This is a genomic window from Alteromonas aquimaris (genome assembly GCF_026183695.1).
GTDB lineage: Bacteria > Pseudomonadota > Gammaproteobacteria > Enterobacterales > Alteromonadaceae > Alteromonas > Alteromonas aquimaris.
In genome coordinates this window covers 418174-432967 of record NZ_JAPFRD010000005.1, presented here as the reverse complement: position 1 = coordinate 432967, position 14794 = coordinate 418174, and the positions used below count along the sequence as shown (strand labels likewise).

Annotated in this window: 15 protein-coding genes and 2 tRNA genes; 2 read left to right on the top strand and 15 right to left on the bottom strand. The window is 44.4% G+C overall.

Features of this window, described 5'->3' with window-relative positions; all coding sequences use genetic code 11:
- Positions 1-373 precede the first annotated feature (373 nt).
- From nadA to OPS25_RS04890, 12 genes are all read right to left on the bottom strand, one after another.
- Positions 374-1435: a quinolinate synthase NadA gene (gene nadA, locus OPS25_RS04945; RefSeq protein WP_265616533.1), complete on the bottom strand. Its 1062-nt coding sequence runs from the start codon at positions 1433-1435 to the stop codon at positions 374-376.
- Between the two features lie 584 nt (positions 1436-2019).
- Positions 2020-2095: transfer RNA gene (locus tag OPS25_RS04940), tRNA-Lys, on the bottom strand.
- 28 nt (positions 2096-2123) lie between these two features.
- Positions 2124-2199 (bottom strand) — tRNA-Lys (locus OPS25_RS04935).
- A 242-nt stretch (positions 2200-2441) separates the two neighbouring features.
- The gene (gene ybgF / locus OPS25_RS04930; protein ID WP_265616532.1) at positions 2442-3284 is read right to left on the bottom strand and encodes a tol-pal system protein YbgF; all 843 of its coding nucleotides are present in this window, start codon (positions 3282-3284) and stop codon (positions 2442-2444) included.
- Positions 3284-3850 carry a peptidoglycan-associated lipoprotein Pal gene (pal, locus tag OPS25_RS04925; RefSeq protein ID WP_265616531.1) on the bottom strand — a complete coding sequence of 189 codons (567 nt, stop codon included), beginning with the start codon at positions 3848-3850 and terminating at the stop codon, positions 3284-3286. The genes ybgF and pal overlap by 1 nt, the downstream gene beginning before the upstream one ends.
- 41 nt (positions 3851-3891) lie before the next feature.
- Positions 3892-5247 carry a Tol-Pal system beta propeller repeat protein TolB gene (tolB, locus tag OPS25_RS04920; protein ID WP_265616530.1) on the bottom strand — a complete coding sequence of 452 codons (1356 nt, stop codon included), beginning with the start codon at positions 5245-5247 and terminating at the stop codon, positions 3892-3894.
- 4 nt (positions 5248-5251) lie between these two features.
- On the bottom strand, positions 5252-6040 hold the full coding sequence (gene tolA, locus OPS25_RS04915; RefSeq protein WP_265616529.1) for a cell envelope integrity protein TolA: 789 nt from the start codon (positions 6038-6040) through the stop codon (positions 5252-5254).
- Complete coding sequence (tolR, locus tag OPS25_RS04910; RefSeq protein WP_265616528.1) at positions 6037-6462, bottom strand: protein TolR; 426 nt, start codon at positions 6460-6462, stop codon at positions 6037-6039. Before tolR ends, tolA begins: the two co-directional genes overlap by 4 nt.
- A 23-nt stretch (positions 6463-6485) precedes the next feature.
- Entirely contained in the window at positions 6486-7181 is a 696-nt protein-coding gene (tolQ, locus tag OPS25_RS04905; RefSeq protein WP_265616527.1) for a protein TolQ, read from the bottom strand.
- Positions 7171-7569: a tol-pal system-associated acyl-CoA thioesterase gene (ybgC, locus tag OPS25_RS04900; protein ID WP_265616526.1), complete on the bottom strand. Its 399-nt coding sequence runs from the start codon at positions 7567-7569 to the stop codon at positions 7171-7173. Before ybgC ends, tolQ begins: the two co-directional genes overlap by 11 nt.
- A 403-nt stretch (positions 7570-7972) precedes the next feature.
- Positions 7973-8899, bottom strand: coding sequence for an NAD-dependent epimerase/dehydratase family protein (locus OPS25_RS04895; protein WP_265616525.1), 927 nt, complete (start codon positions 8897-8899; stop codon positions 7973-7975).
- Between the two features lie 158 nt (positions 8900-9057).
- Positions 9058-9558: a lactoylglutathione lyase family protein gene (locus OPS25_RS04890; protein ID WP_265616524.1), complete on the bottom strand. Its 501-nt coding sequence runs from the start codon at positions 9556-9558 to the stop codon at positions 9058-9060.
- A gap of 93 nt (positions 9559-9651) precedes the next feature.
- Here OPS25_RS04890 and OPS25_RS04885 point away from each other — a divergent pair, with 93 nt between their 5' ends.
- Positions 9652-10524, top strand: a complete 873-nt coding sequence (locus tag OPS25_RS04885) for a LysR family transcriptional regulator (RefSeq protein ID WP_265616523.1) — start codon at positions 9652-9654, stop codon at positions 10522-10524.
- A gap of 283 nt (positions 10525-10807) precedes the next feature.
- Here the strand turns inward: OPS25_RS04885 and OPS25_RS04880 are convergent, their stop codons facing one another.
- On the bottom strand, positions 10808-11431 hold the full coding sequence (locus tag OPS25_RS04880) for a LysE family translocator (RefSeq protein WP_265616522.1): 624 nt from the start codon (positions 11429-11431) through the stop codon (positions 10808-10810).
- A gap of 190 nt (positions 11432-11621) precedes the next feature.
- Between OPS25_RS04880 and glsB the strand changes: the two genes are divergently transcribed.
- Positions 11622-12530 carry a glutaminase B gene (gene glsB, locus OPS25_RS04875; RefSeq protein WP_265616521.1) on the top strand — a complete coding sequence of 303 codons (909 nt, stop codon included), beginning with the start codon at positions 11622-11624 and terminating at the stop codon, positions 12528-12530.
- Positions 12531-13150: 620 nt separating this feature from the next.
- Here glsB and ruvB read toward each other — a convergent pair.
- Both ruvB and ruvA read right to left on the bottom strand, forming a co-directional pair.
- On the bottom strand, positions 13151-14155 hold the full coding sequence (ruvB, locus tag OPS25_RS04870; RefSeq protein ID WP_265616520.1) for a Holliday junction branch migration DNA helicase RuvB: 1005 nt from the start codon (positions 14153-14155) through the stop codon (positions 13151-13153).
- A gap of 10 nt (positions 14156-14165) precedes the next feature.
- The gene (ruvA, locus tag OPS25_RS04865) at positions 14166-14786 is read right to left on the bottom strand and encodes a Holliday junction branch migration protein RuvA (RefSeq protein WP_265616519.1); all 621 of its coding nucleotides are present in this window, start codon (positions 14784-14786) and stop codon (positions 14166-14168) included.
- Between the last annotated feature and the right edge of the window lie 8 nt (positions 14787-14794).

Below are 14794 nucleotides of genomic sequence, written 5' to 3'. Positions count from 1 at the left end.
CCAAGCAAGACGTCCTGTCTTGCCGTTGCGCTTCTAAAACAGTGATGTTAAATCACTGTTTTTTGTCTTCGACAACCGAATGCTCACCCACTCAGCCATCTCTCCAAATTTTTCTTCGAAGCAGGTAGTCAGTAACACGTCCATGATGATCGTCACCCAGGCAAGACGTCCTGTCTTGCCGTTGCGCTTCTAAAACAGTGATGTTAAATCACTGTTTTTTGTCTTCGACAACCGAATGCTCACCCACTCAGCCATCTCTCCAAATTCTTTCTCCGAATGCTTTTGATAAGCATCTTGAAGCGGGCTGTATAGTAGGGAATGTCGCCCAGTGAATCAAGTCAAAGCTGCTAAAATTTGGTTATTTGAATGAATATTATGCGTTTACAGCTTTTTTCGCTTTCACTTGTGCAGAAAAATCCAGCATTCGATTTAATGGAATAAGTGCTTTTTGTCTTAGCTGCTCATCTACATGAATCTCATGTGCGGTTTGGTTTTCAGTAAGTGCATTTCGAATTGCTTCCAGTCCATTCATTGCCATCCACGGGCAGTGAGCGCAGCTTTTACACGTTGCACCATTACCCGCAGTAGGTGCTTCAATAAAAGTCTTATCAGGCGCTTGCTGCTGCATTTTATAAAAAATGCCTTTATCTGTAGCCACAATGAAGGTATCGTTTGGCATATTCTTAGCCGCTGCAATCAGTTGACTGGTTGAGCCTACTGCATCTGCCATTTCAACTACGCTTGCCGGAGACTCTGGGTGAACCAGAATTGCAGCGTCAGGGTAAACCGCTTTCATATCTTTAAGTTTTTGTGCAGAGAATTCATCGTGAACAATACACTCACCCTGCCACATCAACATCTCAGCGCCAGTTTTCTTGGCAATATAGGAACCTAAGTGTCTGTCTGGGCCCCAAATAATAGGTTTACCCTGCTCCTCAAGGTGCTCTACAATTTCAAGCGCGATGCTCGAGGTAACGACCCAGTCGGCGCGTGCTTTAACTGCTGCCGATGTATTCGCGTACACCACGACAGTATGATCCGGGTGAGCATCACAAAACTCACTAAACTTATCAATCGGACAACCCAAATCGAGCGAACACGTCGCTTCTAAAGTTGGCATGAGCACATTTTTTTCGGGGCTTAAAATTTTGGCAGTTTCACCCATAAATTTTACGCCTGCGACGATGAGGGTTTGTTGCTTGGCATCCCGACCAAATCGCGCCATTTCCAACGAATCAGCCACACAGCCGCCAGTTTCTTCAGCCAATGCCTGAATTTCGGGATCAGTATAATAGTGCGCTACCATTACCGCGTTTTGTTGCTTCAACAACGCTTTAATTTCTTCACGAAGCGCTTTCTTACGCGCCTCGGATAACTGTACTGGCTTGCTTGGAAATGGGTAGTCGATTTCATCGACTCTAAATACAACTGTCATAACGTTAATTCAGATAAAGGTCTGCAAAGAATATCGGCGAAAATTATACACGATTGTGGCTGAGATTTCATTTTCTTCCTGTCGTCTTTACGCGATATTCTGAAAACCTATTTAAATCTTATTGAGTGGCTACAGAAGGCCCTTGTTGAGCATGACCCGCAGCTCCAATTAAGAGCAATCCCCATGCAGTTTTAAATCATCGCCACGAGAATCCTTCGCCTAATACAGGTGGTGCATTAAAGCTAACATGCATATCAAATATGCCATTAAGTCGTGCAGGCAGATGTGACCACTATCTGCATTCGTTTATTTGGTTCAAATTAGGTGTGGTTAGCCGTATTTCTTCATCCTTGGATAGCTACTAGATGATTGCGCCAGCGTATTTGAGGTGTGACTAATTAGATTAGGCAAATATGGAGATGAATGGAGATCACATTACCGACCAAATCTGGACTGATTCTTGAGAGGTTTTTAAATTTGAAAAAGATATTGGTTGCCTTGTCAAATATCGTGGCTGGTTTGAATCCGAATCAACATATAAAAGTGCTGTTTGGTAGAGAAAGAAATGAATTTTGACTCGGTGATGGTGGGTCGTGCTGGATTCGAACCAGCGACCAATTGATTAAAAGTCAACTGCTCTACCAACTGAGCTAACGACCCATCAACGAGATGTAAAAAGCGAAGAAAGTGGTGGGTCGTGCTGGATTCGAACCAGCGACCAATTGATTAAAAGTCAACTGCTCTACCAACTGAGCTAACGACCCTTCGCTTTTCTGTTGTTGCCAGTGCTTGGCAACGGCGGCATATAATACTCATTTCAGCCGCAGGTGCAACCCAAAACTGCGATTTATTTTCACTTTTATTAAAAAGTCGATCCAAACGCCTAAAATAAAAACAAATCGCTTACAGAATGGGCAAAATTTACGCCAACAAAGAAGCATAAAAATGCACTAAATGAAAAACCTCTCAAGAGAGAGGCTTTTCAACATCTTCGCAGAGTGAAGAATTATAGACCACTAATTCTGGATTCAGCCAACTTTCTGGCTGAAGAATTAGGGTACATTTCTATCACCTGCTGATAAAACTGCTTAGCTCGCTGATTGTTATTCTGACGTTCAGCAATCACACCCAACTTCAACAATGCGTCCGCTCGTTTGCTTGAATTTGAAAAGCGGCTAGAGACAATTTCAAATTGCTCTTGCGCTTGTGCCCACTCTTGTTTGTTAAACAATAACTGACCTAACCAATAGTGTGCGTTTGGCGCGTACTGGCTATTTGGAAAGCGCTGAATGAATGCTTGAAACGCAGGGATCGCTTTATCATATTCTCTAGATTGTAAAATTAAATTTACTGCATTGTCATATGCTGTACTTTCATCTTCTTGACTGGCAGAGGGACGTGAAACGGGCTGTGTAACGCCATAATCAGTGCTATCGTCGGCTGAGACGGCTGTGTTACCTTGCTTGAGCGCTTCAACGCGCTTGTCGATTTCAAGATAGAGCTCGCGCTGACGTTCCAGTACTTTCTCCAGTTGATTAGTATGCACCTCAACAGCACCGCGCAGTTCGTCAATTTCACCCTGCATCGTATCTAACTGTTGTTGCAAGCGATGTTGCATCTGAGTGCGACTATCAACCATTCTTTCCAGTATCGCTACCCGTTGCTCAACTGTTCCTGTAGGCACACTTGGTCCCTGACTAGCATTTGCGCGTCGGCTGGTGTCATCGTTATTTACATCGTAAACAGGCGCTTGCGCATTCACCATTACAGAAACGAGCAAGGCGCTACACAAGGTAGCGCCCCGAGCAATAGAACCGGAAGAATATCGGTCTGTTATTGCTTTAGTCATTATTTATAAACTACCACTCCGCGACGGTTCTGAGCTTGAGCATATTCAGTTGAGCCCATTACCGCTGGTTTTTCTTCACCGTAAGATACAGTAGAGATTTGATTGCTGCTAACGCCAGCATTTAGCAAATATGTTTCAACCGCTTGCGCACGACGTTCGCCCAAGGCGATGTTGTACTCAGGTGTACCGCGTTGATCAGTGTGTCCTTCAATAACAACATTTTGATCAGCATTCTGAATCAAAAATTCTGCATGCTTATCTAATAAGCTTTGGAATTCTGACTTAATAGTAGAGCGGTCAAAATCAAAGTAAACCGTCTGCTCGCGCTTCAACTCGTCCATTTGCTGTTGAACCATTTCTTTTTGACGTTCCATACGCTGAGCCGCTTCAGCTTGTACGCGTTGTTCTTCTTCTGCACGCGCTCTTTGCTCTGCTTCAGCTTGTTCTTGCGCCATACGGTTTCTTTCTGCTGCGAGCTCCTCTTCGCTAGGACCTGAAGAACAGGCCATCATAGTCACCACAGGTAACGCGATAATGAAGCTTTTCATTATTTTGTTCATTTGCATCCTCTTATTCCTTACTTATATTCATCAATGATTTTAGCTTATTAAAACAAAAATGGTGACCAACTTGGTGATTTCACTTGCCCATTAGCTGCTGGTAACCTGGCCTTAAAACGCCCATCAAGGGAAACCAGGGATAAAACCTGTGTTCCTTCGTGAAGGGTGCTGTAAATAATCATGCTTCCATTCGGAGCAATACTAGGTGATTCGTCCAAATAGGTACGAGTCAACACCTGCAATGCGCCATTATTCATCCCCTGCTTGGCTATATGATAGTTACCGCGGGTGCGATTAACTAACACTAGCTGTTTTCCATCTGGTGTAATCGTACCACCTAAATTCTGTTCACCTTCAAAAGTCTGGCGTCTGATCTTGCCTGATGCTAAATTTACGCTATATATCTGAGGTTTACCACCCCGTTCCGAACTAAATATCAAGCTTTTTCCGTCAGGTGCCCATGAAGGTTCGGTATCAATTGCCCGATTTCGGGTTATTCTGCGCAATTCTTTACTGGCTAAATCCATTACATAAATTTCAGGATTGCCATCTTTAGACAACACCATAGCAAGTTGCTTGCCATCTGGCGAGAATACAGGACTTCCATTTATGCCGGGAAAATCGGTTACCGGCGTACGTTTCATGGTGTAAATATCTTGGATAAATATTTGCGGCCGTTTGTTCTCGAAACTTACGTAAGCGAGTTTTTCCCCGTCTGGCGACCAGGACGGTGACATTAAAGGCTCAGGAGAAGAAAGTAAACGGGTTTCATTCTCGCCGTCGTAATCAGCGATTACCAATTGATAGGGTAACTTATTGGTTTCACGATCACGCACAATCACATACGCGATTCGGGTGAGAAACGCACCGCGGGTGCCGGTAAGCTTTTCATATACTACATCACTGATACGATGCGCGTATTGACGAAAGTCTTTGCTGTTAATAATAGCTTGTCGGGAATCAATAATATGATCCTTGCTCGCGACCAATTCACCATTATTTAATACCCGTGATTTACCACCCGTGATTTGTCCTCGCAATACATCGATCAGCTCATAGGACACCTGATAGCGATCTACAGACTGTTCTTCAATGCTCCCAACTAAAACGGTATCGACACCCGCTGCCGCCCAGGCAGCATAGTCGATTTCGCCATCGGTAGTGGGTTTTTGAGGCATTTTGTCTGGGGAAATTGGGTTGAATTTACCACTGCGCATCAGGTCAGCCATGACCACGTCTGAGATAGCGCCTGATTGCTGCCCATTTCCTTTCCATTTAAATGGGACTACTCCGATAGGGCGAGCACTGTCTACGCCTTCGGTAATAACGATTTCAAGGGTTGCCTGAGCCAGCATGCTAACTGAACACAGGGCAACGGTGAGCCAAACTCGAAATTTACGCATCGTTCTATAGTTCCACTGTTAAATTAATATCTTTAAGTTTCTCATAAACATCAGGTGCATCTGACATCGGCATTTTATCAGGTCGTAAAACCGCACTTTGTGCAGCTCGACATAATGCAGGATCGCCTTTTAAGATGGTTACCTGCGTCACCAGACCGGTTGTAGCAAGTTTGATATTTAGCCGACAGGATTTTCCTTCAAAGCTCTCATCTTCAATTAAATAACGCTTTATCGTTTGCTGAATAAGCGCCTGGTAGCGCTCCGTTTCAGACAGCACCTGTTTCGCTCTGCGTTGACGTTGTGCTGCCTGTTCCGCTTTCAGCTGCTCTTGCATGATCCTTTCCATCTCAGCTTTTTCTTGTGCTTCCTTTCTTTTACGCTCTGCTTCTGCTTTTGCTTTTTTCTCCTGCTCTTCTCTTTCTTTGGCTTTTTGTGCAGCTACTTCCCGTAATTCCTGCTGACGTTTACGTTCAGCTTCCTGTTTACGTTTTTGCTCTGCTTCCTGTTTAATCTTAAGTTGCCGTTGCCGTTCTCTTTCCGCCGCCTGGCGTTTTTTCTCTTCCTCTGCGCGAGCTTGCGCCTGAGCCTGTTCCTTGGCGCGTTTTTGATCCGCAATGGCCTGTGCATCAATAAAAACGGCTTGAATTGCTGGCGCAGATTCCGCTGGCGCCATTAGCGGCTCGGGAGAAAATGTGATGCTGATTAGCAACAGTATGGCTATCCCAAGGTGCAGAGCCAGAGATTTTAGCAACGATTGTTGTTCAGGCGACAGCGACGACTGTTTTTTCTTCACTCAGGCTCCACCGGATCGGTCATGAGTCCAACAGAAGGGACACCCGCCCCTTGCAATAACACCATTAACTGAATGATTTCATTATAGGCAACCTGCCCATCTCCTTTCACCACTACTGGGGTTTTTGGATCTTTTTGGAGTTGAGCCTGAACCAGCGCAGCTAATTCATCTCCTTCCAGCACGCGCTCCTGATCTTCCCCCACGTTCAAGTAATAACGGCCTTTAACGTCTACAGATGCAATAAGAGGTGGATTGTCTTCTTGTTCTATCGGTTCCGCACTGGCTTTAGGCAAATCGACTTTTACGCCTTGGGTGACCAGTGGCGCGGTGACCATAAAGATAATCAATAGCACCAACATCACATCGATGTAAGGCACTACGTTGATTTCGGAAACAGGACGACGACGTTTACGTGTATACATTGTGAATTCTCCCAATCACCTGATTATTGCTGATTTGGTGACTGGACATGGGATGCAATCGCCTGACGATGTAATATTGCTGAAAATTCTTCCATAAAGTTACCGTAACTGTTCTCAAGTTTTTCTACCTGATTACTAAAACGGTTGTAAGCGATAACCGCTGGAATAGCAGCAAACAAACCAATTGCAGTGGCGATAAGCGCTTCGGCAATCCCCGGAGCAACCATCGCTAAGGTGGCCTGTTGCACTTCACCTAGCGCAATAAAGGCGTTCATGATGCCCCATACTGTACCGAACAAGCCGATATAAGGGCTGATTGAACCTGCTGTAGCAAGGAAGGGAAGATGGCTTTCAAGGCTTTCAACCTCACGGGACATACTTACCCGCATAGCTCGATCAGTACCATCAACGATGCCATTGATACTGGTATTACTTTTACGCAAGCGCATAAACTCTTTAAAACCGGCGCAAAACAAGCTGGCCATACCGGAGACATTGGACCGCGCCGACAATTCTTGATAAAGCTGATTCAAATCTGCACCGGACCAGAACTTGTCTTCAAATTGACGCATTTCTTTGCGCGCTTTGGTTAACGCCTTGCTTCTTTGGAATATAAAAGTCCATGATGCAATAGAGACACCAATAAGAAGTAGCATAACTAACTGTACAATGAAGCTTGCTTGAAGAAACAAGCCAATGAAGGTTAAATCAGATGACACGCGTTAAATCCCCTTTCAATGAGCGTGGCAGTCGTCTGGCCGTCATGTTGGCCAGATCCACACAGGCTATTAATATTTCCGCGGAGACTAAAAGATCATCCGTGGAATTTTTTATTTGTTGTTTGAATGTAACACTTGCGCCTTTTAATTCTACAACCTGTGTTTCAATACTCAATAGCTGATTGAATCTTGCAGGCGCATAGTTATGCATTTCAACCCGTTTGACGACAAACGCCACAGATTGTTCAATTAAAGTATCTTGCTCATAGCCCAGATCGCGTAATAATTCTGTTCTGGCGCGTTCCATGAACTTGAGATAATTGGCGTAATAAACGATGCCGCCCGCATCTGTGTCTTCGTAATAAACCCGTACGTTAAAATTATGCATAATTATGCTTTGCAGTACATTTGTTAATGTTACGATAATATTACGGCGGGTTGGAAACAAGCCCCTACAGAAAAAATATTTTCCAATAAACCCTTTATAATCCGTAGCATTAAACCAATTTATCACCTGTCATTAACAGCGCGTTAACGCATTAGATTTTTTAATTTGAAAAAATAATTTTCCTCAATTGTCCGTATTGAAAATTTCTCTATAATGCATCGCATCAGTCGCACAGCACATGACGTGTTACATGAAGTAACTAGTTATTGTGAAAGAGTTTTTCTCCTGTTAGACATGAGTTCCCTGGATTTATTTCCTTCAACACTTGTTGTTTTGCCCGCTCACTTTGAGCGGGCTTTTTTTATTCCCGATTTCACTATATTTTAAATTATTTAGGTCTGCGCTAAACCAATAATGTCTTTTCGAATCCATCTGAGTATGGGGTCACACAGAAATCAGGAAATCGCCGTTTAAATTTAGTTGAGTCGAACATATTGTCACAATTGTAGCGTGGCAATAATTCAGCGGTATCCCTTAGTTGCTGGTTGAACAGGCCTAAGAAAGTCAACTGCCATTTTTTTAGTATTCTATATTCACACTTTTTCCCTAGTATTTCTTCACACTTTGTGATGATTTGCCGATAAGTCATTCGATTATCATCGCAAGGCAAATGCCAGGTTTGATTATATGCGTCTGGTGTATTGCCCAGCAGCGCCATCGCTCTGCTGGCATCGGGGGTATAAATTAACGTCCGTACAGTATCGTCACGCAGAAATACTATCGCGGTTCTACTCTTCTTTAACTTTTCGAAAATAGTGAGATTCGTAATACTCTGGGTTTTGTCAGGGCCGTAAAATTCTGGCGCACGGCAAATCATCGCCTTAATTTCGCGGCGTGTTATCGCATCAATTAATTCACTGGCTATTGACGCTCTGACCGCCCCTTTTCTGCCGCTTGGCGTAAACTCAGAAGTTTCACGTTGTGTCGTATCTGTTTGGGCATACATGTAGGTATTGTCAAAAAACACTAATTTTGCACGATGTGCTTTACACGCTTCTATTACATTACGCATTATAACGGGCCACTGCTGTTCCCACAGTTTGGTATCCATGGGCAGGCCCGCAGTTAAATAAACGATGTGGGACCCTTTTACTGCTCGGAAGGTTTGCTGCAGATCTAATAAATCCGCCCTTAACAGCATATCACTACTATTGACGTTTTGTGGGTTTCGACTGACCAGGCGTATTTTATCAGTATGATAGCGTTTCAGTGCCAGAGCTAATTCAGTGCCTATTTGGCCACCAGCGCCTAAAATAGTTTGCAGACCCACAACACGCCTACCTGAATTTTTAAGGATAATTATGTTTAATGTCGTGGTTATCAATGGATTATTCAAGTGTGGATCCACACTGCAGTAAGATCGAGCCTCTGCAGAAGCAAGAGGCTCGATAAAACGGATTGGGCATTGCGAGAAAATTCAACGAGAAGCTAATACGCGCCATCGCTGTAGGTCAGTTCGTAACTATGGCTGTAAATTTCAACAATATTGCCAAATGGATCTTCCATATAGATCATGCGGTAGGGTTTTTCACCGGGATAGTAGTAACGAGGTTTTTCCATCCGTTTTTTGCCACCTGCTGCTACAATTTTATCAGCCAGTTCTTCCAGGTTTGGATCCTGCACACAGAAGTGAAATATGCCCGTCTTCCAATATTCAAAATTATTGTCTGGATTTTCCTGATTAGGAAACTGGAATATTTCCACACCTATTCGGTCCCCCGTAGATAAATGGGCAATTTTAAAGCTGCCCCACCCTTTACCAAATACATCGGTACACATCTGTCCGATGGCGCTGTCGCCCTCTTTTATTTCGGTGGGCTGCATGATTAGGTACCAGCCCATTACGTTAGTGTAAAAATCCACAGCCTTTTGGAGATCAGGCACGGATATACCTATATGAGAGAATGTTCTAGGGAATGTAGTGCTCATAAATTGTCCTCTTTTAGTTGACAGTGATGAGTGTAGACACCAAGATTCATTAAGTGAAATTATCAATAATTATATTTTCGAGTACATTTCGTAATGATCAATACGGTATGGTTAAAGACATTTTGCACCCTAGTTGAAACAAAACACTTCACGCTCACCGCAGATAAGCTGTTTATGACCCAATCTGGGGTTAGTCAACATATTAAAAAACTCGAAAAACAGATAGGTGCCCCATTAGTGGCGCGAGAGGATAAGCAGTTCAGCCTCACAGAGGCGGGTAAAAAGCTCTATTTGGAAGGAAAAGAAATTGTTGAATTATTATCGACGGTGCAGCAACGTGTTACCGCGGATCCAGCATTTGAAGGGACTGTAAGAATAATGTCACCCGGCAGCGTCGGATTAAAGCTTTACCCTCACCTGCTTGCGTTTCAGCGTCGGCATCCTAAGTTAAATATTGACTATCGATTCGCTCCCAATGAGGATACTGTCGAAGCCCTCACCGAAAGTAATGCGGATATTGGCCTTGTCACAACCGAGCCAGCTAACAACCTGCTGGTTTCTGAGGCTATTGGCGAGGAGGCCTTGGTGGTAATAACCCCTGAAAAAACAATGAATGTTGACTGGGAAATATTATCTCGCCTCGGTTTCATCAACCATCCTGACGGAGAGTATCACGCAAAGCTGCTACTTAGCGCCAATTTCCCCGAATATGCAGAAAACCCCCAATTAAGGCATGCGGGCTTTTGTAATCAGATAGCTTTGATCCCTGAGCCTGTCAGTTTAGGTTTAGGGTTTACCGTGTTACCCCAATATGCCGTGGAATCGTTTGCTAAACCGCAGCTTATCCGGGTACACCGTCTCCCTGTACCAGTCAGCGAAACGCTGTACCTATGTTCGCGACGGCAACGATTTGTTCCCCATCGCGTGAAAGTTATGATGGATGAAATAAAGCGTAAACTGGCATAATTAATTATTACTTATTACTTATTTCTTGTTATCCGCGGCGGTTAATGGGAGATAGAGGCGGATATCTATTCTGCGTTACAATGGCTCGAAAAGCTCTAGCATCCTTCACTTTGTCACCCATGCGCCTTGACTGGATACCCGCCTCTAGCTCTGTTGTTAAAGCGTCGGGGCATTGGGGCGTTGGGGCGTTGGGGCGTTGGGGCGTTGGGGCGTTGGGGCGTTGGGGCAACGATTGTATTCATCGGTGAATAAAAATTCTGCGTTTTCAGCACTAGCGAATGGGTCAATTTGAATGAAAGGCAACTTTTACTCCAAACGCGACCAACACTCCCCCTACTATTTTCTCAATGGTATTTTTACTACGTTTAAATGCCGACAGTAGCCGAGGTTGCGTTAGGAATATAGCTACGCCACTAAACCAGATTAAGTGCGCCAGCGAAATAATTGCACCGAAAAGCACTTGAATTAGAACTGGTGTTCCAGGCTCAACCACTTGAGTAAATATACTTAAAAAGAAGACCGTAGTTTTAGGATTTAGCGCGTTGGTGATGAACCCTATTCGCAACGCAGCCCAACCGCTCATACTGCCTTGCGAAGGTTCTATGTCTAAACTGGTGTTCGCTCTAAAGGTTTTGTATCCCATGTAAATCAGGTAAGCCGCGCCGCAATATTTGATAATGGAGAACAGTAAAACTGAGCTGGAAATAATAACAGCTAAGCCAGCAATCGAATATGCAACATGCAACCATATTGCAACACTCACACCTACAGCGGAGAACAACCCCGACTTTCTGTTATAAAAAATACTATTACGCGTGATCATCACAAAATCCGCCCCGGGGCTTATGGCCATAAATATGGCGATGACCCCTACGGTCATTAGTTGGGGGAAAAACTCTATTATCATGGACATCTTCCAGCAAATCGGCTTAGCACAATGAGAGAAAACACATCATAAAAGGTTAAAAGTACAAACTAAAGTAATCGATGAAAACTAACTAACGTATTGAAAGAAAACTGCTAAAGCCGCACACTAAAAAATTGTTCGATTACCGGACAATACATATAACAATTCACTTATTTTATTTGGAGTTTTAATGCAGGATTTGCTGAACGACATTCTCGAAGAGGTTAAGCCGCTTGTTGGGCAAGGGAATGTCGCTAGCTATATTCCCGAACTGGCTAAAGTAAACCCAAACCAATTTGGTATTGCGATTTGCGATACACAGGGTAATGTCACCAAGGCGGGTGATGCCACTACAGGCTTTTCCATCCAAAGTATTTCAAAAGTGTTTAACCTTGTATTGGCCTATATATACTACGGCAATTCACTTTGGGAACGTGTGGGGTGTGAACCTTCCGGGTTGCCCTTTAATTCACTGGTGCAATTGGAATATGAAAATGGCATCCCCCGAAACCCTTTTATTAATGCAGGAGCACTCGTTGTCAGTGACATGGTGCATTCACGTCTAATCTCCCCCCATGTGGCGTTACGGGATTTGATTAGAAAGCTTTCGGGCAATCCTTATGTTTTATCTGATGTAGATGTGGCCGAATCAGAGTTTGAATATCGTGCCCGGAATGCTGCCATGTCATACTTAATGAAAGCATTTGGTAATTTTCATAATGATGTCGAAGAAGTATTGCATACCTACTTTATGAATTGCGCCCTGAGAATGAGTTGTGTTGATTTGGCTCGGGCCACTCAATTTTTAGCGAATCGGGGGTTCTGTACTATTACTAAAAGCGACGTTTTGACCGGCGATCAGACTCGCCAAATGAACGCCTTATTAGCCACCAGCGGCTTATATGATGAAGCAGGCAGCTTTGCATTTAAAGTGGGACTGCCGGGTAAAAGTGGCGTTGGCGGTGGCATCATTGCGGTGGTACCAGGACGGTTTTCGATATGTGTGTGGTCACCAGCGTTAAATAAAATGGGTAATTCACTGGCGGGCGTAGCGGCCCTTGAATCACTAACCCGCCATATCAAATGGTCAGTCTATTAGTATGTTCGCCAATTATCCTTTCTGCACCAACATTACAATAAATATTAATACTATACTTGCCAGCAAGGTCGAAACGGGATACCACTCTACGTGAAGATCTTCTGGAATAGAGGCTAAGTAAAATACTAGGGTAAAAGGCATGCCTATCTTTAGATAACAAGCTAAATATTGTTTAAACCACCCCATTGGACAAGTTAGTTTCACGTTGGCTTCACTTTACATTTCTCGAGTAAATCATTCTTACGCTTTCCGCTATTAGACGAATGATTTCCGTAAGCCATAATTCCCCCTATGACGGCGCCCGATAACGCTGCCGCAGGTCCCCCTATGGCACATGCCATGGCAACTAGGCCTGCACCTCGAGCCACTGTTGGAATTAAGTCCTCATTCTTAGCCACCCACCGGAAACGAGCATAATTTCTGTATTGCTTAGTTTATCCATAAACTGTCCTTTTTAACATGTTCCTGCCTCATTGCAGTATCGCAATTATGGAATTAAAAGACGTTATAATGAACTGCACTATAGACGGGATTGTGACAACCCAGAATCGATTCAGGAATAGCTAGTTAGGATGCTGCTAGTATTGAAGAGATCATTCAGATGACTACTAATTAGTAACCTACTTCGCGGGCTGAAAACCAAAGTGTAAATAAGCGCGCTGCGACACGATACGTCCTCTGGGAGTTCGCTGCAAAAAACCCTGCTGGATCAAAAACGGCTCGATGACATCTTCAATGGTTTCTTTTTCTTCACCAATGGCTGCAGCCAGGTTATCCAGGCCAACTGGACCGCCATCGAATTTGTCGATGATTGCCGTAAGCAGCTTACGATCCATGTAGTCAAAGCCTTCTTTATCGACATCCAGCATGTCTAATGCGCTGGCAGCTACCTCTGCGGTCACCGCACCGTCCGCCTTGATCTCTGCATAATCACGAACTCTGCGCAGTAAGCGATTAGCTATGCGAGGAGTGCCCCGGGAGCGGCGTGCTATCTCACTGGCGCCTGAACTGTCCATCTGCATATTAAGATAACTCGCACTGCGTTCCACTATCGTGGTCAGATCCGTCACGTTATAGAATTCAAGACGCTGAACAATACCAAAACGGTCACGCAGCGGTGAGGTTAACGACCCCGCTCTGGTGGTCGCCCCGATTAAGGTAAAGGGAGGCAGATCCAACTTAATGGAACGGGCCGCAGGACCTTCTCCGATCATGATATCCAATTGATAATCTTCCATCGCTGGATACAGAATTTCTTCTACCACCGGACTCAATCGGTGTATCTCATCAATAAATAACACATCATTGCGTTCAAGGTTGGTCAGCAATGCCGCCAAATCCCCTGCTTTTTCTAATACAGGGCCGGAGGTGGTTTTAATATTTACCCCCATCTCATTGGCCACAATATTTGCCAATGTGGTCTTACCTAGACCCGGAGGGCCGAAAATAAGCAAATGATCGAGCGCGTCACTTCTGTTCCGTGCCGCTTCGATAAAAATCTCCATTTGCTCGCATACGTGCTGTTGTCCTGTATAATCAGCAAGCAGTTTCGGCCGAATGGCCCTGTCTATAATTTCTTCTTCAGTTGACGCCTGTGGTGCGATTAATCTATCTGCTTCAATCATTTCATTACGCCTACATCGCGGCTTTTAATGCTTCGCGAATCACTGCTTCGCTTGCCATGCCGTCGTTATACACCCCTGAAACCATTTTGCTTGCCTGAGCGGGCTTATAACCGAGCGCAATCAACGCGCTTTGCGCTTCTTCGCGGACATCGTTGAGGGATATGATGGCACCCTTATCGGCCATTCTGGCCTCTAAATCCGGCAGGGCTACATTCTGATTTTTACCAAAATCCGCTAAGCGATCTTTTAACTCTACCACCAGCCGTTCCGCTGTTTTCTTGCCTATACCCGGCAGGCGAGTCAGGCCAGACACATCGCCATGTTGCACGCACTGTAAGAATTGACTGGCAGACATGCCTGATAAAATGGCTAAGCCCAGTTTGGGCCCGACCCCATTCGCTTTTATTAATTCACGAAATAGTCCGCGCTCTACTTTATCAGCAAAACCAAATAATAACTGTGCGTCTTCACGCACTACAAAGTGGGTGAACACTGTTACGGGTTGGTCAACCTCTGGTAATTGATAAAAGCTGGTCATCGGCATTTGAATTTCGTAGCCGATCCCGCCTACATCTATTAATACGTTGGGGGGCTGCTTTTCAAGTAGCGTTCCGTGAATTCTTCCAATCATATTTACTG

Excerpts from the sequence above, each read along its gene's own strand:
- OPS25_RS04880 (WP_265616522.1), bottom strand. The coding sequence starts at position 11,431 with ATGATAATAGAGTTTTTCCCCCAACTAATGACCGTAGGGGTCATCGCC.
- ruvA (WP_265616519.1), bottom strand. The coding sequence starts at position 14,786 with ATGATTGGAAGAATTCACGGAACGCTACTTGAAAAGCAGCCCCCCAAC.
- ruvB (WP_265616520.1), bottom strand. The coding sequence starts at position 14,155 with ATGATTGAAGCAGATAGATTAATCGCACCACAGGCGTCAACTGAAGAA.
- OPS25_RS04885 (WP_265616523.1), top strand. The coding sequence starts at position 9,652 with ATGATCAATACGGTATGGTTAAAGACATTTTGCACCCTAGTTGAAACA.
- tolR (WP_265616528.1), bottom strand. The coding sequence starts at position 6,462 with ATGTATACACGTAAACGTCGTCGTCCTGTTTCCGAAATCAACGTAGTG.
- nadA (WP_265616533.1), bottom strand. The coding sequence starts at position 1,435 with ATGACAGTTGTATTTAGAGTCGATGAAATCGACTACCCATTTCCAAGC.
- ybgF (WP_265616532.1), bottom strand. The coding sequence starts at position 3,284 with ATGACTAAAGCAATAACAGACCGATATTCTTCCGGTTCTATTGCTCGG.
- pal (WP_265616531.1), bottom strand. The coding sequence starts at position 3,850 with ATGCAAATGAACAAAATAATGAAAAGCTTCATTATCGCGTTACCTGTG.
- OPS25_RS04890 (WP_265616524.1), bottom strand. The coding sequence starts at position 9,558 with ATGAGCACTACATTCCCTAGAACATTCTCTCATATAGGTATATCCGTG.
- ybgC (WP_265616526.1), bottom strand. The coding sequence starts at position 7,569 with ATGCATAATTTTAACGTACGGGTTTATTACGAAGACACAGATGCGGGC.
- tolB (WP_265616530.1), bottom strand. The coding sequence starts at position 5,247 with ATGCGTAAATTTCGAGTTTGGCTCACCGTTGCCCTGTGTTCAGTTAGC.
- glsB (WP_265616521.1), top strand. The coding sequence starts at position 11,622 with ATGCAGGATTTGCTGAACGACATTCTCGAAGAGGTTAAGCCGCTTGTT.